This is a genomic window from Peribacillus muralis (assembly GCF_001645685.2).
GTDB classification, from domain to species: Bacteria; Bacillota; Bacilli; order Bacillales; family DSM-1321; genus Peribacillus; species Peribacillus muralis_A.
Map to the genome: position 1 here is coordinate 3,379,610 of NZ_CP017080.1, position 17,554 is coordinate 3,397,163.

Here is a 17,554-nt window from a genome sequence, read left to right on the forward strand (position 1 = left end):
TCGGATAACGGCTCTTCACCGGCCTTCGCTACTAAAAATCTTTCACGAAAACTGCTCACGGACGACTTCGGATGCTGCTGCCCGGAAGCCTCCCACCAATCGGCTTCCTCTCTGAAAAGTGCATTTCATCTTACTATTTCCGGTCTTAGCTTTGATTTATATTCATATGTAAAATCATTAAACGCATATAGTATATAGTACAAAAAATATGGGTCTCCAGTCAATCCTCTTTTCGCTTACTTTTTTAAGGATATTTCATAGTATCCTCCAATAACGGTCAATGTGACGGCTTTTTCACCTTTTCCACTGGCACCCATACAATACAAGAAGTCCTAAAAAGGAAGGTAATCAATATGAAGCGAAGATATACTCCCTATACTTTACCGCCTTGGATGAAAAAATTCCGTGGTGTTTGCCAGCAATTCATCGTTCCCTTCATCGTATTTCAAGGGTTGCGGACCCTTATTTTCCCGACGTTCTTTGATATGCTCCTATTGGTCGCATTCATTTTCCTGGCTATGTCTTTATATTTCGAATGGATTTAATTATTCCCTTACAGCAAAAAAATATACATGACTGGAAATGATCCAATCATGTATATTTAGCTTGAGGGTGATTGCTCTTCTTTGGCGGCCTCGGCAGCTGCCTTTTTCTGCTGTTCGATTTCCTCGATTTTCATCACCATATACTCAACATTCTTCAATAACCAGAATTGCCGCTGCAACTGGGTGACATGATCAAGCTCTGAACGCTTCGACCTGCCATCCGAATACCCCTTCACCAATTCCAAAGCCGACCCAGGAAAAGCTAAATAGCTCTGCATGAGCAGCAGCTCTTCCTCCTTAAGCGGAAAATAGCGCATGTAATTATATAGCCAGTCGACGCAGTCATCACATTGGACTGGATACGTCCTCGCAGATTTAACGAGAAAAGGCAATAAATCGAAATGTGGCGGCGCCGTATTCGAATTCTCAAAATTGATAAAATAACCATATCCCCGTTCATCATAAACGAAATGCTTAAGGGAAACCTTACCATGAGTAACTACGGTTCGAACCTTTTCACTTTCCTTCGTCTTCTCATACCAGGTTTCGAACTTCTTTATCGAATACTTCAGTGCCTGTGAAATATCAGTGAAGAACGTACATACCGACATTTCGAACGGCGACATATACCACTTCTTTTCACAGCTGACAATATACTCATCCATAAAGTCCTTCTCGTTATTCCAAGCATCAAGCGTCCGCTCATAGTGCGCTTCCCGTTCTTCTATATCCACTTGTATATCCTTTACGGTCAGCGTATGCATCCGGGCAAGCTCCCGGAACATTTGCTTATGCTTCTCATCGCGCTCCCCATCCCCTTCGTTGTTCAGCCAGGGCATCAAGTAATACAACCGGCCATTATGGAGGACGGCATAACGTTGATCCATCGTTTGATAGATGGGAACGATCCGATTATAACCGCGATGGTACAGCTTTTGGACATTTTTTATAAAATCGATCCCATTATGCGGTAATATCGATTTCAAGGCAAACGTACCACGATCACTATATACTTTCTTCACCCGTCCGAAATCCTCAATATATTGTACATAAAGGGCATATTCCTTCAAGACGGATTCCGTGTCCCGATCCCGATTAGCCGACTGCTGATTCTCGTTTTCCCTCACGAGACTCACTCACCTTCTTTAATAAAAACTAAAACCCGACCTTTTCCCTAGTAAAAAACAGGAGCAGGCCATTTATATGCTCTGCTCTCTGTCATGGTTAATTTTTATAGGCAACTGCCTTCGGTATATAGACGACTTGACCTTCCTCGATATTTTGATTCGATTCCAATTCATTGCTGAAAAGTATCGATTGCACCGTTACATCATAACGCTGGGCCAAATCTTCCAGCGTTTCTCCTTGCTGAACGATGCACACCTTCATCCTCACCAACTCTTCTTCTTGCTTTCTGCCGAATAAATCCATGATGGAAGACTGCTTTTCCCCATGTTCAGCCGCTTCTTTTTCATCGCGATCCGCAGCTTGCTTCCTGCCCTTATAAGTTTTCACTTCCTTGTCTTTCGCTTGCGGTGCCGGTCTTTCCCGTTCTTTGAACAGGTCACTTATCGATGAAGGAAGCTCCTCATCCTTTTCCACCTTCACCTGTTCGTTGAGAACCGGACCGGCTGCCACAACTTCATTCTCTTCCTGACGGGGGCTGCCCTCGGTTTTAAAACGCGACACAGGACCGCTGGCAATCGGAGCACTTTGTTCACTGCCAACAATCTCCTGAGCTTCTTCCGCTTTCAAGGACTCCTTTGCCGTCTCCACCTTCTCTATCGTTTTTTCCTGTCTGCTTGGCTTCTCTTCTTGAATGGATGCGGCAGGTTCCCCGGTTCCTTGTTCACTGGCAACATTCATATCTTCCTGCCTGCTTACCTCCGCTTCCCACTCCTCCTCTTCAGGATAAGGAGAAACCGGCATTTCAAAAACAGGAGCACTATTTTGATCACTTAAGAAAATCGGCTCTTCTTCCTCTTCCTCAGCTTCCGCTACCCGTTTGGCCTCTGCAGAAAATGGCGTATATAACTCATCTTCCTCGTCATCACGGAAAATAGGCTGGAAATCCGGAATGGTCGGCATACCAGCCGCATAAGGAATGTAAGATTCATTTTCACCATCCGTTTCTTCCTGTTCCTCCATTTCCGCTACTTCCTGTTCCGTATCGAACCGCTCTTCCACATACGAATCATTATAAATACCAGTAATCAGCAAATCCGCCTGCAACTTCAAACAGTTATGTTCAGGCAACGCATAATCAAAGCTCTGGATCGAGACATCAATCTCCTCTAATGAGGCAATCCGATTAGTCGGTATCGTTATATCAACCGGAAAACGGTGTGTGAACTCATTAAGTCCATTGAGATGCCTCTCGACCTTTTGCACGGCTTTTGGCAAAAAGGTTTGCGAAAACTCCGCTTGTTCACCATTTTGCGAATCCTTATATTCACCGCATAAGTCTAACGAGCCTCGTATAAAAACATATTGATCACTCTCTTGAATCGTCACATTCGGATCCAGTGAAATCGAATAAAGCTCAGCCACTTCCTGTCCCTTCTGGAACCAAACGGATTCCTCTAAAGAAAATCGTAAATACGATTCATTTTCTTGCGACAAGACAACTCCTCCTTTCAGCTTCAGAAACGGTACATATACCAATAACAATCTATGAGGGAAGACTATCGATTATTCCTTCTTTCATGGAAACTCACCTTGTCCCCCGTTTTCTGCAGCATGGAAAGGAGATTTTGCAGCGCGCAGATTCTTATTGCACCTGAATCGACCTTATATAGACAACATCCACTATAAATTGTCCTGCATTATGCTTTTTTTTGCCCTTGATTCTGCTTTTTTTGGCCTGGATTTCACTTTTTTCGTCCTACAACCACTTTTTCCGGCCTACACCAAACTTAATTCGGCCTACAACCACTTTTTCCGGCTTACAACCAAATTTAGTCGGACTGCAACCACTTTTTCCGGCCTACATCTAACATAATTCGTCCTACAACCAACTTAAATCGTCCTACGCTCAACTTATTCCGGCCTTCACCCAACTTAATTCGGCCTAAGCCCAACTTAATCCAGCCACGTTCGCGAAAATAAAAAAAAGTCAGGCTCCCGTTTTCAAAAAAGGGAGTCTGACTTAGCAGTTTCATTCAAGTCATTTTTTCAATTGGGCAAAAGCCTTTTCTGCAGCAGAGATGGTTTTTTCGATATCTTCATCAGTATGAGCAGTGGATAGGAATAAGCCCTCGAATTGGGACGGCGGGAGGTAAATGCCTTGGTCCGCCATTTCCCGGTAATAAGATGCAAAGAATTCCAAATCGGATGTTTTGGCAGTATCGTAGTTGATGACTTCTTCATTTGTAAAGAATAGTCCAATCATCGAGCCTGCCCGGTTGAAAGTATGCGGTACTCCATATTTTTGGGCTGCTTCACCAATACCTTTTTCAAGCATATCGCCTTTACGGGTGAATTCTTGATAAGATGCTGGAGTCAATTGGCTGAGTGTTTCAAGACCAGCCGTCATGGCCAGCGGGTTTCCTGACAATGTTCCCGCTTGATAAATCGTTCCGCTCGGTGCAATTCGTTCCATGAATTCACGCTTGCCGCCGAAGGCTCCTACCGGCAGACCACCGCCAATCACTTTTCCAAGGCAGGTAAGGTCCGGTGCGATGCCAAAATATCCTTGGGCACAATTATACCCGACACGGAAGCCCGTCATGACCTCATCAAAGATCAATAGTGCCCCGTATTTGGTCGTCACTTCCCGTAAGCCTTCGAGGAAACCTGGCTGCGGCGGCACGACACCCATATTCCCGGCAACTGGCTCGACGATGATACATGCAATGTCTTCGCCAAATTGTTCAAATGCATATTTGGTTGCTGCAAGGTCATTATATGGCACGGTGATCGTATTTTTCGCAATGCCTTCCGGTACTCCTGGGCTATCCGGCAATCCCAACGTCGCAACGCCCGAGCCTGCTTTGATTAACAAGGAATCTCCATGACCGTGGTAAGAGCCTTCGAATTTCAGGATTTTATCCCGGCCTGTAATGCCTCGCGCCAACCTCAGCGCACTCATGGTCGCCTCCGTTCCGGAAGACACCATCCGGATCATTTCAATCGAAGGCACGCGGTCCATGACCAACTTAGCGAGCTCATTTTCGATCACCGTAGACGTTCCAAAGCTAGTACCTGATTCGGCTACCTTTTTCAATGCTTCGACGACACGATCATTTGTGTGACCTAGGATGAGCGGTCCCCATGAAAGAACATAGTCGATATATTCATTGCCATCGATATCATACATTTTTGAGCCTTTGCCGCGCTCCATGAATATCGGGTCCATGTTCACAGACTTGAAGGCACGCACCGGGCTGTTCACTCCGCCCGGCATCAAATTCACTGCTTCGGCAAACGCTTTTTTCGAATTTTCATATGACCGCATGTTTTAATCCCCTTTTCCATTACCGGTTTTTTTATTATCTTTGTAGATCTTCGTCCATCCACCGTGCAACATCTTTTGAGAAGTATGTGATGATCAAGTCGGAACCAGCACGTTTCAAGCCTGTCAGCATTTCCATTACGATCGCTTTTTCATCGATCCAGCCATTTTGGGCAGCTGCCTTGACCATGGAATATTCACCGCTGACATTGTAGGAAACGACAGGGAGATTGAAATTATTTTTAACATCACGGATGATGTCCATGTAAGCGAGTGCCGGTTTAACGATCAGGAAATCGGCACCTTCGGCGACATCGGATTCAGCTTCACGGAATGCTTCAAGGCGGTTGGCAGGATCCATTTGATACGTTTTCCTATCGCCAAATTGCGGCGCGCCATTTGCAGCATCGCGGAAGGGGCCGTAAAAGGCCGAAGCATATTTCACGGCATAGGACATGATCGGAATATCTTCATAGCCAGCCTCATCCAGTCCGGCGCGGATGGCTGCAACGAACCCGTCCATCATATTGGAAGGGGCGATGATATCAGCTCCGGCCTCTGCCTGGCTTATTGCCGTTTTGGCAAGGAGGTCAAGGGATGCGTCATTAAGGATTTTTTCCCCTTCCACCACTCCGCAATGACCATGGCTTGTATATTCACAAAGGCAGGTGTCAGCAATGACGATCACTTGGGGATATTGTTTTTTTATAAGGCGGGTCGCTTCCTGGACGAGTCCGTTATGATGAAATGCCCCTGTACCATGCTCGTCTTTGTCATGTTCAAAGGGAACACCGAATAAAATGACCGACTTAATGCCAAGACTGACCACTTCATCCATTTCCGCCTCCAAATTATCCATGGAGAGCTGATAGATCCCCGGCATCGAGTTAATTTCATTTTTTACCTGTTCACCATCAATGACGAAGATGGGATAAATCAAATCCTCTTTATGTAATTGCGTTTCACGGACCAAAGCCCTCATGCCTGCACTTGCACGCAAGCGACGGTGGCGATTGAATGGAATGTTTTTCATTGTAAAGTTCCTCCCTTGGTATTTCGCTTCATGATGAAGAGAATGATATCGGCAACCATGGCTTCCGTCGTGTAAACATCCGGACACACGTCCACTGATAATCCATGTCTGGCAGCCGTCTTAGCGGCGATGGGTCCGATGCATGCGATGACTATCCGGTCTAAATATGCACCCAGCTCATGGCGCTCCATGGTCTGCAGGAAATGGTTGACCGTCGAAGAACTCGTAAAGGTTATGATGTCAATGGCATGATTCTTTATAAGATGTACGAGTTCTTGTTCGCTGCTTGCTGGAAGTACGGTATGATAGATGATCACTTCATCGCATGATGATCCGGCTTCATTAATGGCCTCCGCAATGACGGACCGGGCGAGATTTCCTTTCGCCAGCAGCACACGGGTTCCCGGTGCCAAAGTGGTAATGAACTCCGAAACGAACCCTTCGGCAACAAATTCGGATGGTACGAAATCCGCTTTATATCCGTATCGTTTCAGGGCGACTTCCGTCTTGGAGCCGATCACTGCTATTTTCGGAAGCATGATCGGCTGTTTTCCGAGAAGCTTAAAGAAGTAATCCACCCCATTTTGACTGGTCAAGATGATCCAATCATAAGTATGGATCGCCCCTAAGCGTTGGTGGACCTCCTCCATATGATCAGGCAGGGTGAACTCCAGCAATGGCACAAGAAGCGGCGTTCCGCCATTTTCCTTGATTGACGCCATTAGACCCTCAGCCTGATCTTTCCCTCTGGTGATCAGTACGTGATAATCCTTAAGGGGCTGTACGGGAAGCATTACTGATCGAGCTCCTCTTTTACGCGATCGATCAACTCTTTACCGCCCATTTCACTAATTTTTTTGGCAGCTTCATGTCCAACTGCCTCGGGATCTGCTCCCTCGACCATTTCCTTGTAAATCACCTTACCATCAGGAGAAGCGACCAATGCCGTCAAGGATACGGAGCCATTATCCTTTGCCACCGCGAATCCGGCAATCGGCACCTGGCAGCCGCCTTCCATTTTATCCAAATAGGCTCGTTCCGCTTCGACGGTCCTTTTCGTTTTTTCACATGTTAATTTCGCAAGTTCAACGAGCAATTCTTTGTCATCTTCACGGCATTCAATGGAAAGCGCGCCTTGGCCGACTGCAGGAATGCAAATGTCTTCATCCAAAAATTCGGTGACGGTCTCCCGTTCCCAGCCCATTCTTGAAAGTCCGGCTGCCGCTAAAATGATGGCGTCATAATCTTCCGTTTTCAGCTTGTTTAGACGAGTATCGATATTGCCGCGAATCCATTTAATTTCAAGATCGGGCCTTCTAGCCAAAATCTGGGCACCGCGGCGAAGGCTGCTTGTGCCGATGATGGAGCCTGGCTTCAATTCAGATAGGGTTTCATGGTTTTTTGATATCAAGGCATCCCGGTGATCCTCACGCGGCGGTATGCAGCCTATCGTCAAGCCCGAAGGAAGCATCGCGGGCATATCCTTCATGCTATGTACGGCCATATCGATTTCTTTATCCAGCATCGCTTGTTCGATTTCCTTGACGAACAAACCTTTACCGCCTACCTTGGAAAGCGTAACATCAAGGATTTGGTCACCTTTAGTGACGATCTCCTTCACCTCGAACTCATAGGGAGCTCCAAGCTCTTTAAGTTGGGCAATGACCCAATTCGTTTGGGTGATCGCTAATTTACTTCTTCTAGAACCGACAATAATTTTTCTCATAGTTTCCTCCTAAGTATTCCAAAAGTGGAATGTTGAAAGGCTTCCGAAAAGGAAAAAGTTGATCAACACAATCATGAAGGATCCAATATTCAGAAAGGCCAGTGTCCTTCCATACATTTGTTTCCGGATTTTCAAGTATAAAAATACACTGTAGCCGACGAGCAATATGAACGAGCCGATGATTTTCATATCCAGCCACGATACACCCGGCACTTTTATATAGGCCCATTGAATGCCAAGGATAAGCGAGACTACCAATAAGGGAACTCCTATTACCGCAAGTACATAAGACATATGCTCGAGCTTTGTTAGATCACCGAGTCGAAGCAGCCTTTTCCCCCACTTCTTCCGTTTCAATAAATCATATTGAATCAAGTAGAGCAGTGAAAATACGAAAGAAAGGGTAAATGCCCCATAAGATAGAATGGCAAAAGTGATATGTATGAGCAAAAGCTCTGACACGAGACGCTGTGCCAGAACTTGTGATTCTATCTGGACAGGTGCAAAGGTATGTATGGCCATGACCATAAAGCCTAAAACATTCGTAAAAAAGACCGTAAAATCGACTCTTAACAATCGATTAATGATTAATGATAACGATACGAGGACCCATGCATAAAAGTATAAGCCTTCGAAAATCGTCAATACCGGGAACCTGCCCGTTTTCCATACATATAGAAACAAAAAAATTGTTTGCAGTACCCAAACAATAGAAAGCAACCAGAAAGCGACCTTGTTCGCCTTCTGGTCATTATTAAGGAAGTCCATAAAATATAAAAGCATACTGATGGCATACAGCAATACAGTGACTTCATGCAATCTTGTCATTAGTAATTCTAATTCCATATCTACCTCATTACTGGACAGGAACTGGATTTAGCAGAGATGCCTTGGAGCCGTTCCGTTCTTTTGCATCATCCGCTACGAGATGGTCTTCTACCAATTCCTCCAAATGGAAAATCTTCACGAAGTTATTTAATTGCTCTTTTGCATTTGGCTCATCCGCTAGCTCTTTTGCATAAAGGATCGGATCTTTTAACATTTGGTTGATGATGCTCTTCGTATGCTTGTTCAGTACCTTTTTGTCACGCTCGCTTAAGTGCGGAAGCTTTCTCTCGATGCTTTCCATCGTTTCCTTCTGTATCGAAAGCGATTTTTCCCGCAATGAAGATATGACAGGAACCACACCAAGCAAATTTATCCATTGATTGAAGTCGACGATTTCGGATTCAATCATCATTTCAATTTTGTCGGCAGCTTTTCTGCGCTCTTCGATATTCGCCTGCACGATCCCTTCAAGATCGTCAATGTCGTACAGGAAGACATTCTCAAGCTCCGCCAATGTTGGATCGAGGTCACGCGGAACTGCGATATCGACCATGAAAATGGGACGGCCTTTACGAAGCTTATTCACGAATGTCATCATTTCTTTTGTTACGAGAAGCTCTTTGGCCCCAGTGGAGGTGATCAGGATATCCGCTTCCACTAAAGCGCATTGCAGCTCCTGAAGCTGTTTCGCCTTACCATTGAACCTTCCGGCCAAATCGACCGCTTTCTGGAAGGTACGGTTAATGACCGTAATGCTGTCTGCACCATTGCTATGAAGATTTTGAATGGCCAGCTCCCCCATTTTACCGGCACCAAGAATCAGGACATTCTTGCCGTTCAGACCGCCGAAGATTTTCTTCGCAAGCTCGACGGCCGCATAGCTGACAGAAACGGCATTCGTATTGATTTCGGTTTCTGAATGGGCCTTTTTCGCCAATGTAAGGGCTTGCTTGAAAAGATGGTTAAAAACGGTCCCGATCGTATCTTCTTTCTGTCCAAGCATATAGCTGGAGCGTACTTGTCCCAAAATCTGGGTTTCACCAAGTATCATGGAATTCAAGCCGCACGTAACTGAAAATAAATGCTCGACGGCCCCATCGCCTTCATAGATGAACAGGTATTTGGAAAATTCCTCTTTATCGATCTGGAACCATTCGGAAAGAAATTCCTTGATGTAATACCTGCTTGTATGAAGCTGGTCACCGACCACATATATCTCCGTTCTGTTACATGTTGAAATAATGATATTTTCCAAGATACTTTTTTTATTTTTAAGAGCTTTCATTGCCTCGGCAAGTTCGGCTTCGCTAAAAGATAGTTTTTCCCGAATTTCAACAGGGGCAGTTTTGTAATTAATACCAACCGCTAAAATATGCATCCTTTTGTTTTGCACCCCCAAAATTTTTCATGTAAATTTATTATACCATGTACTAAAATTGATTCCCGCAAATAATATGAACAGTTTATGAAAACATATGCTACCATGAAAAGAAGTTAATACGCCTGAATTGCTTCTAAAGCTTTTCAAGCGGGATTCGTTACGTTACATACATATTTCGACATTGTGTACAAAAGTACCATATCAAAAATGGCAAAAAACTTCAAGTAATCGAATTGGATAGGAGGATAACATGAAAACGCAACGTATTTTTCCTGGAATCGTATTGATCGGTTTCGGTCTCTATTTTTTTCTTGAACATTCTCAAATAGAAATCTTCCCTGGCTTTTTTAGCTGGCCGACCTTATTGTGCATAGTGGGGGCCGCCTTCTTGATTCAGGCTTATAGCGGAAATGAATATGAGTCGATCCTGCCAGGTGTGATCTTGCTTGGGTTTGGGGCTCATTTTCACATCGTAAAAAACCTGGAAATATGGCCAGATAATATAGGTACCTTTATTTTAATCATCTCACTGGGATTTATACTGCGGGCCCGTAAAACAAATAATGGAATGTTTCATGGATTGATACTGCTGATCATCTCGTTGCTTTTCTTATTCTATGATAAAATCACAACCTCTTTCGGGCTGGTTGAAACGAGCACGGCGAACATTGAAAGGTTTTGGCCATTTGCCTTGATGGCAATCGGCATCTATTTTTTAGTTCGGAAAAAGTAATACTGAAAAAGGGTATTCCGGAAGCGGAATACCCTTTTTGTTTACATATATTTCTTTAGTACGCCCCAGGCTTGTTCTTTCCCTTCGCCCGTTTCACCAGAGAAAAGAAGCAATTCATCTTCTTTTTCCATGTTTAACGTTTGGCGCGTGACTTTTAAGTGCTTCTGCCATTTGCCCTTCGGAATTTTATCCGCTTTTGTGGCGATGACGATCCGTGGCAGGTCATAATGCTTCAGGAATTCATACATCGCGATATCATCCTTTGTCGGTGGATGACGCAAATCGACGACCAGAAGTGCAGCGCGGAGCTGATCACGGGAAGTGAAGTACGTTTCGATCATCCTTCCCCAAGCATCACGCTCCGTTTTCGATACTTTTGCGTACCCATAACCAGGAACATCCACAAAATGAAGTGCTTCATTTATGATATAGAAGTTCAAAGTCTGCGTCTTGCCCGGTTTGGACGATGTGCGTGCCAAGTTTTTCCGGTTGATCATTTTGTTGATGAAGCTGGATTTACCAACATTGGAGCGGCCAGCCAGGGCAAACTCCGGTATTGGAGTATTGGGATATTGTTCAGGCTTTACGGCACTGATGACAATATCTGAACTTGTCACTTTCATTCGTCCGCACCTGCCAATGCATGCTCAAGAACTTCATCGACGTGTGAGACTGGAACAAATGTTAATGCTTTACGGACACTCTCCGGGATATCATCAATATCCTTTTCGTTATTTTGCGGGATGATGATTTTCGTAAGTCCTGCCCGGTGAGCCGCTAAAGATTTTTCTTTAAGGCCGCCGATTGGAAGGACCCGTCCGCGTAATGTAATTTCGCCTGTCATGCCTACCTCTTTTCTGATCGGCCTGTTTGTAAGGGCCGATATTAACGCTGTTGCAATCGTGATGCCTGCAGAAGGACCATCCTTAGGGACAGCACCTTCAGGGACATGAATATGAATATCATATTTTTCATGGAAGTCCGTATCAATATGAAGTTTCTCGGTTTTCGAACGGACATAACTGAAAGCGGCCTGTGCCGACTCTTTCATTACATCGCCAAGCTTTCCTGTCAGGATCAGCTTGCCTTTACCTGGTGATAAAGAAACCTCGATTTGCAGCGTATCGCCGCCAACCGATGTGTAGGCCAAACCATTGGCTACACCGACTTGGTTCTCGACCTCCGCCTGACCATAATGAAACATCGTTTTCCCAAGAAACTCCTCGACATTCCTGTCAGAAATGACGACCCGCTTTTTATCCCCGGACACGATGATCTTCGCGGTTTTCCGGCAGATGCCTGCAAGCTGTCGTTCCAAGCTCCGGACACCGGCTTCACGGGTATAATAACGGATGATTTTGGTAAGGGCTTCCTCACGTATTTGCAATTGTGTCTTCAATAAACCATGGCTCTCCAACTGTCTAGGCAGGAGGTGGTCCTTGGCTATATGAAGCTTCTCTATTTCAGTATAACCTGCAATCGAAATGATTTCCATACGATCACGAAGCGGACCTGGTATGGATCCCAAATTATTTGCCGTCGCTATGAACATGACTTTGGAAAGGTCATACGTTTCTTCAATATAATGATCACTGAAGTTATGATTTTGCTCCGGATCGAGCACCTCAAGCATCGCTGCAGATGGATCTCCCCTAAAGTCATTGGACATTTTATCCACTTCATCAAGTAAAAAGACGGGATTGATCGTTCCAGCTTTTTTCATGCCCTGGATGATACGTCCCGGCATCGCCCCTACGTATGTGCGGCGATGTCCGCGGATTTCCGATTCATCACGCACTCCACCAAGGGAAATTCGAACGAAGTTCCTATTCATGGATGATGCGATCGATTTTGCCAGGCTTGTTTTCCCGACTCCAGGCGGTCCGACCAAGCAAAGGATCGGCCCCTTCAATGAATTGGTCAATTGCTGGACAGCCAAATACTCCAACACCCGCTCTTTCACCTTTTCCAATCCATGATGATCCCTGTTCAGGATTCTTTCAGCTTTATGGATGTTCAAATCATCTTTAGTCGCTTTGGACCAAGGAAGTGCGATCAGCCATTCAATATAGTTGCGGATGACAGAGCTTTCGGCAGAGCTTGAAGGCACTTTTTCGTACCGGTCCAATTCCTTTAAGGCCGCTGCTTTAATGTGTTCAGGCATATCCGCTTCTTCGATCTTTTCGTTAAGGACTTCAATCTCGCCAGTCTTTCCTTCTTTATCGCCCAGTTCCTTTTGGATCGCCTTCATTTGTTCTCGCAGATAATATTCCTTTTGAGTGCGTTCCATCGAACGTTTGACGCGCTGGCCGATCTTCTTCTCGAGAAAAAGAACTTCTTTTTCATTATTGATGATCTCGATTACACGGCTTAATCGCTTCTTCATGTCGATGGTCTCAAGCACTTCTTGCTTTTCCTTCAGCTTCAGAGGCAGATGGGAGGCAATGATATCAGCCAATCTGCCCGGCTCTTCAATATCGGAAGTGGATGTGAATGTTTCACCGGTTATTTTCTTGGACATTTTTATGTATTGTTCAAAATAATCCAGTAGAGTGCGCATCAACGCCTGATGTTCCGCATCCTTTTCATCACTGTCTTCGTATATTTTTATTTTGGCACCATAATGTGTCTCATAATCGTAAAATTCAACGACCTCCGCTCGGTTCAACCCTTCCACCAATACGCGGATTGTTCCGTTCGGGAGCTTCAACATCTGTTTCACCTTTGTTAAAGTGCCCATTTTAAATAAGTCTTCTTCGCCTGGTTCGTCCAACGAAACATCTTGTTGTGTCGTCAAAAATATAAGATGGTCTTCCACCATTGCTTTCTCAAGTGCTTGCACCGATTTATCTCGGCCTACATCTAAATGAAGTACCATCGTTGGATATACAAGCAATCCTCTAAGCGGCAGGAGGGGGACGATGATTTCTTTATCAGTCATTTCCTGACACCTCCATCTATTTAGTATCGTCGTTGTAAACTATTTACCCATGTTCTCAACCTTTTAACAATTCTATCCTATTTATATAGAAGTGTCTATTCGTTTACCTTATCACGTTTCGACTGCTCTTATTATCTCCAATATTAAATAAAAAAGCACGCCTGAACTTGCAATTATTTTTCCTGGAGAATGATTACATGACTTCATTATAATGCCCCGGTTCCATTAAGCCGGGGCACTTCCTTTATACACTTTCTTTTTTCGATAGGTCCAAGGATGTGAGTATTTGCTCCGCCATCATTTCCTTTTTCAATGCTTTATCCAGCACTTCTTTTACATGTGTAACCGGAATGATTTCGATATCTTTGATTTCCAGCAACAGCGGCTGCATATTATCTGCCGGGATGATCACTTTTTTTGCTCCCGCTAGCTTCGCCGCCTTGATTTTCGGGATCACCCCGCCAATCGGCTTAACACCGCCATGAATGCTGATTTCCCCAGTCATCGCTATTGTGTGGTCAACAGGGATTTTATAAATGGCCGAGTATATGCCCGTTGCCATCGCTATCCCCGCTGAAGGTCCATCGACGGGACTTCCGCCCGGGAAGTTCACATGGATGTCGAATTGATCGGCCGGAACCCCCATCGAGCGAAGAACCGTAATCACGTTTTCAACCGACCCTTTTGCCATGCTCTTGCGGCGGATCGATTTGCCATTTCCTCCCCCAATGCTCTCTTCTTCAACGATCCCGGTAATATTTATCGAGCCTTTTTCATTGGATGCTGCCATGACGGTAACCTCGATTTCCAGCAGCGCTCCCGAGTTGGGACCATAGACGGCAAGACCGTTGACGAGGCCGATTTTCGAATTCGCTTCAATTTTCCGATCCATGCGTTGAGTCAATTGACTGCTGTGTGCCATCCAATCAATATCTTCTTCCCTGATGAAGGTCCTGTCTTCATTAATGGAGATTCCTGCAAGACTCTGAATCATATTGACCGCTTCCCTACCATTGCGGGCATAATCGGAAACCGACTGCAAACCTTTTTCACTTATCGTGATCCCGACTTTATCGGAGGCGTTCTTAGCCACTTTGATTATCTCTTCCCGGTCAAGCTCGCGGAAAAACACTTCTATGCATCTTGAACGGATCGCTGGTGCTATTTCATTCGGGGTCCTCGTGGTCGCGCCAATCAAGCGAAAATCGGCCGGAAGCCCATTTTTGAAAATATCATGGATATGAGTGGGGATATTTTGATTTTCCTCTTGATAATAGGCACTTTCGAGAAAGACCTTCCGATCCTCCAATACCTTCAAAAGTTTATTCATCTGGATGGGATGCAGCTCACCTATTTCATCTATGAACAGTACCCCGCCATGAGCATTGCTGACAGCGCCTTGCTTTGGCTGCGGTATGCCAGCCTGCCCCATTGCCCCGGCCCCTTGATAGATCGGGTCGTGCACCGAACCAATCAGCGGATCGGCAATACCACGCTCATCGAATCTGGCTGTTGTCGCATCCAATTCAACAAACACGGCTGAATTCTTAAAAGGTGACTTACCATTTTTCTTAGCCTCTTCAAGGACAAGTCTGGCTGCTGCGGTTTTCCCAACTCCCGGAGGGCCGTAAACGATCACGTGCTGCGGATTTGGTCCACATAATGCAGCTTTTAATGCTTTAATTCCATCTTCCTGCCCGATGATTTCGTTGAATTTGCTAGGTCTGACCTTCTCTGCCAAAGGTTCCGTCAATGATATGGACCTCATCTTCCGTAATTGGTCCATTTCCTTTTTTGAATCACGGTCAATCGAAACCTTTTGGGTCCGCTGGCCTTTCAATAGGTTCAAAAAGTACAATCCAATAATAATCCCAAAAAACAGCTGAATAAATAACGCCAATCCTGTCCAATTCATTCTATTCCCTCCTGCACTCTCCTAGTTTGTCATTTCTGTTAGTATCTCCTTGGGAAGGGCGAAATTATCCAAGAAATCCACGTTGTAAATTTTTGGGGTTTTGGCAGGGAAATTCCGTTTTTCCGTTCAGATTGAGGTTAGACTTTCATTGCCTAGAATTTCGGTGAGTTTGAACAATGACCGTTTCATTGCACTGCAGGCGCTCCCTTTCCGCGGGCGGTCCTTGAGCCACCTCGGCTTTCAGCCTGCGGGTCTCAAGTGGACACGCATTTCCCGCAGGAGTCTCGCCGCCTTCCGTTTCATTCCACTTTACGTGAAAATGTATTTCGAATCCTGCCTAATCACAGGTTTGGAGGACATGGACATTGACCGTTGCTTTACTTTTCAGGCACTCGCTTATCCAGAGGAGGTCGGGGAAAATGATGAGCTACATTTTGGGTCTTAACTTGTTTAAACAGTTCTTCTACCGCGCCTAGCCACCGAAACATCGGACAAGAGGATAAAATCAAGCGTGCAATTTGCAAAAAAAGGGTTTCGGAATGAGATCACTCCGAAACCCTTTTGTCTATACTTGGAGACTGCCCTTATGTACTGGCCGTCTTATTTTTTCGATTAAGCAGATGTTTTCTTTTCTTGTCCCTTGATGGTTGTGCCATCTTTAAGGACAAGCTTGGGAGATTCATTTTTGGAAATGGTGTTGCCTGTGATTACACATTTTGCAACATCATCACGTGAAGGAAGATCGAACATCACTTCAAGAATGATACCTTCAATGATGGAACGCAATCCACGGGCACCCGTTTTACGTTCAATCGCTTTTTTGGCAATTTCACTCAACGCTTCCGGTTCGAATTCCAATTCAACATCATCAAGCTCAAGTAATTTTTGATATTGTTTAACAAGAGCATTTTTCGGTTGTGTCAGGATTTCAATCAAAGCCGCTTCATCCAATTGCTCAAGAGTTGCAATTACTGGCAGCCGTCCGATGAATTCCGGAATCAATCCGAAACGAAGCAAGTCTTCAGGAAGCACTTTGGAAAGCAATTCTTTTTCGGCAATATCATCCTTTTTCACATCAGAGCCAAAGCCAATGACCTTTTGGCCAAGACGGCGTTTGATGATCGGTTCGATGCCATCGAATGCACCGCCACAGATGAACAGGATATTGGTCGTATCGATTTGGATGAATTCCTGATGCGGATGCTTACGCCCACCTTGAGGCGGAACGCTTGCAACCGTTCCTTCAAGAATTTTTAACAAGGCTTGTTGCACGCCTTCTCCAGATACGTCACGTGTAATCGATGGATTTTCCGATTTACGGGCAACTTTATCGATTTCATCAATATAAATGATTCCTTTTTCCGCTTTTTCCACATCATAATCGGCTGCTTGGATCAATTTAAGGAGGATATTCTCGACATCTTCCCCTACGTATCCAGCTTCCGTCAATGAAGTCGCATCAGCAATGGCAAAAGGAACATTCAATAGTCGGGCCAGTGTTTGCGCAAGAAGGGTTTTCCCGCTTCCTGTCGGTCCGATTAGGGCAATGTTACTTTTAGAAAGCTCGACATCGTCGACTTTGCTATTGGAATTGATGCGCTTATAATGATTGTAAACGGCAACAGCCAAAGATTTCTTCGCCTGTTCTTGTCCAATCACGTATTCATCAAGAATTTCACGGATTTCCATAGGTTTAGGTACATCTCTGAATTCGACTTCTTCATCGGTACCAAGTTCTTCCTCGACGATTTCCGTACAAAGCTCGATACACTCGTCACAAATATATACACCTGGACCAGCAACCAGTTTACGGACTTGTTCTTGTGTTTTTCCGCAAAAAGAACATTTCAATTGTCCTTTTTCATCATTAAATTTAAACATGTACGTTCACCCCTTTTAATACTCTTCCAACTCTATTACATAGCGGTACCCAATCTTAATTGAAAAAAAACTAGGCACACATCTACTTAAGCATTCCAAAATCCCTAGTATGTTTTGC

General features: G+C 44.8%; 14 protein-coding genes and 1 other annotated feature (1 of these 15 only partly in view). Of the genes, 2 read left to right on the forward strand and 12 right to left on the reverse strand.

Features of this window, described 5'->3' with window-relative positions:
* Positions 1 to 156 (reverse strand) — a binding site (T-box leader) (it extends 75 nt beyond the left edge of the window).
* A 197-nt stretch (positions 157 to 353) separates the two neighbouring features.
* Complete coding sequence (locus ABE28_RS16430; protein ID WP_061143490.1) at positions 354 to 545, forward strand: hypothetical protein; 192 nt, start codon at positions 354 to 356, stop codon at positions 543 to 545.
* Between the two features lie 56 nt (positions 546 to 601).
* On the opposite strand, the gene ysxE is transcribed toward ABE28_RS16430, so the two are convergent.
* The 8 genes from ysxE to hemA form a co-directional block, all read right to left on the reverse strand.
* Entirely contained in the window at positions 602 to 1,672 is a 1,071-nt protein-coding gene (ysxE, locus tag ABE28_RS16435; protein ID WP_064465886.1) for a spore coat protein YsxE, read from the reverse strand.
* 97 nt (positions 1,673 to 1,769) lie between these two features.
* On the reverse strand, positions 1,770 to 3,167 hold the full coding sequence (spoVID, locus tag ABE28_RS16440; protein ID WP_064465887.1) for a stage VI sporulation protein D: 1,398 nt from the start codon (positions 3,165 to 3,167) through the stop codon (positions 1,770 to 1,772).
* 544 nt (positions 3,168 to 3,711) lie between these two features.
* Positions 3,712 to 5,001 carry a glutamate-1-semialdehyde 2,1-aminomutase gene (hemL, locus tag ABE28_RS16445; protein ID WP_064465888.1) on the reverse strand — a complete coding sequence of 430 codons (1,290 nt, stop codon included), beginning with the start codon at positions 4,999 to 5,001 and terminating at the stop codon, positions 3,712 to 3,714.
* A gap of 34 nt (positions 5,002 to 5,035) precedes the next feature.
* A complete protein-coding gene (gene hemB, locus ABE28_RS16450; protein ID WP_064465889.1) occupies positions 5,036 to 6,031 on the reverse strand; it encodes a porphobilinogen synthase in 996 nt (331 codons plus the stop codon).
* Complete coding sequence (locus tag ABE28_RS16455) at positions 6,028 to 6,825, reverse strand: uroporphyrinogen-III synthase (RefSeq protein ID WP_064465890.1); 798 nt, start codon at positions 6,823 to 6,825, stop codon at positions 6,028 to 6,030. The genes hemB and ABE28_RS16455 overlap by 4 nt, the downstream gene beginning before the upstream one ends.
* The gene (gene hemC, locus ABE28_RS16460; RefSeq protein ID WP_064465891.1) at positions 6,825 to 7,757 is read right to left on the reverse strand and encodes a hydroxymethylbilane synthase; all 933 of its coding nucleotides are present in this window, start codon (positions 7,755 to 7,757) and stop codon (positions 6,825 to 6,827) included. The genes ABE28_RS16455 and hemC overlap by 1 nt, the downstream gene beginning before the upstream one ends.
* A 9-nt stretch (positions 7,758 to 7,766) precedes the next feature.
* Positions 7,767 to 8,603 (reverse strand): cytochrome C assembly family protein, encoded by an 837-nt coding sequence (locus ABE28_RS16465; protein WP_064465892.1) that lies wholly within the window; start codon positions 8,601 to 8,603, stop codon positions 7,767 to 7,769.
* A gap of 10 nt (positions 8,604 to 8,613) precedes the next feature.
* Positions 8,614 to 9,963, reverse strand: coding sequence for a glutamyl-tRNA reductase (gene hemA / locus ABE28_RS16470; protein WP_064465893.1), 1,350 nt, complete (start codon positions 9,961 to 9,963; stop codon positions 8,614 to 8,616).
* Between the two features lie 253 nt (positions 9,964 to 10,216).
* Between hemA and ABE28_RS16475 the strand changes: the two genes are divergently transcribed.
* Entirely contained in the window at positions 10,217 to 10,699 is a 483-nt protein-coding gene (locus tag ABE28_RS16475) for a LiaI-LiaF-like domain-containing protein (protein ID WP_064465894.1), read from the forward strand.
* A gap of 41 nt (positions 10,700 to 10,740) precedes the next feature.
* On the opposite strand, the gene yihA is transcribed toward ABE28_RS16475, so the two are convergent.
* From yihA to clpX, 4 genes are all read right to left on the reverse strand, one after another.
* The gene (gene yihA, locus ABE28_RS16480; protein ID WP_064465895.1) at positions 10,741 to 11,322 is read right to left on the reverse strand and encodes a ribosome biogenesis GTP-binding protein YihA/YsxC; all 582 of its coding nucleotides are present in this window, start codon (positions 11,320 to 11,322) and stop codon (positions 10,741 to 10,743) included.
* Positions 11,319 to 13,640 (reverse strand): endopeptidase La, encoded by a 2,322-nt coding sequence (gene lon, locus ABE28_RS16485; protein ID WP_064465896.1) that lies wholly within the window; start codon positions 13,638 to 13,640, stop codon positions 11,319 to 11,321. Before lon ends, yihA begins: the two co-directional genes overlap by 4 nt.
* Positions 13,641 to 13,884: 244 nt before the next feature.
* The gene (gene lonB / locus ABE28_RS16490) at positions 13,885 to 15,555 is read right to left on the reverse strand and encodes an ATP-dependent protease LonB (RefSeq protein ID WP_064465897.1); all 1,671 of its coding nucleotides are present in this window, start codon (positions 15,553 to 15,555) and stop codon (positions 13,885 to 13,887) included.
* Between the two features lie 612 nt (positions 15,556 to 16,167).
* On the reverse strand, positions 16,168 to 17,436 hold the full coding sequence (clpX, locus tag ABE28_RS16500) for an ATP-dependent protease ATP-binding subunit ClpX (RefSeq protein WP_061143503.1): 1,269 nt from the start codon (positions 17,434 to 17,436) through the stop codon (positions 16,168 to 16,170).
* Positions 17,437 to 17,554 lie beyond the last annotated feature (118 nt).

What these genes read in the sequence shown, in the direction of transcription:
- ABE28_RS16430 (WP_061143490.1), top strand. Translation starts at nt 354, where the DNA reads ATGAAGCGAAGATATACTCCCTATACTTTACCGCCTTGGATGAAAAAA.
- hemL (WP_064465888.1), bottom strand. Translation starts at nt 5,001, where the DNA reads ATGCGGTCATATGAAAATTCGAAAAAAGCGTTTGCCGAAGCAGTGAAT.
- hemB (WP_064465889.1), bottom strand. Translation starts at nt 6,031, where the DNA reads ATGAAAAACATTCCATTCAATCGCCACCGTCGCTTGCGTGCAAGTGCA.
- ABE28_RS16455 (WP_064465890.1), bottom strand. Translation starts at nt 6,825, where the DNA reads ATGCTTCCCGTACAGCCCCTTAAGGATTATCACGTACTGATCACCAGA.
- hemC (WP_064465891.1), bottom strand. Translation starts at nt 7,757, where the DNA reads ATGAGAAAAATTATTGTCGGTTCTAGAAGAAGTAAATTAGCGATCACC.
- ABE28_RS16465 (WP_064465892.1), bottom strand. Translation starts at nt 8,603, where the DNA reads ATGGAATTAGAATTACTAATGACAAGATTGCATGAAGTCACTGTATTG.
- hemA (WP_064465893.1), bottom strand. Translation starts at nt 9,963, where the DNA reads ATGCATATTTTAGCGGTTGGTATTAATTACAAAACTGCCCCTGTTGAA.
- ABE28_RS16475 (WP_064465894.1), top strand. Translation starts at nt 10,217, where the DNA reads ATGAAAACGCAACGTATTTTTCCTGGAATCGTATTGATCGGTTTCGGT.
- yihA (WP_064465895.1), bottom strand. Translation starts at nt 11,322, where the DNA reads ATGAAAGTGACAAGTTCAGATATTGTCATCAGTGCCGTAAAGCCTGAA.
- lon (WP_064465896.1), bottom strand. Translation starts at nt 13,640, where the DNA reads ATGACTGATAAAGAAATCATCGTCCCCCTCCTGCCGCTTAGAGGATTG.
- lonB (WP_064465897.1), bottom strand. Translation starts at nt 15,555, where the DNA reads ATGAATTGGACAGGATTGGCGTTATTTATTCAGCTGTTTTTTGGGATT.
- clpX (WP_061143503.1), bottom strand. Translation starts at nt 17,436, where the DNA reads ATGTTTAAATTTAATGATGAAAAAGGACAATTGAAATGTTCTTTTTGC.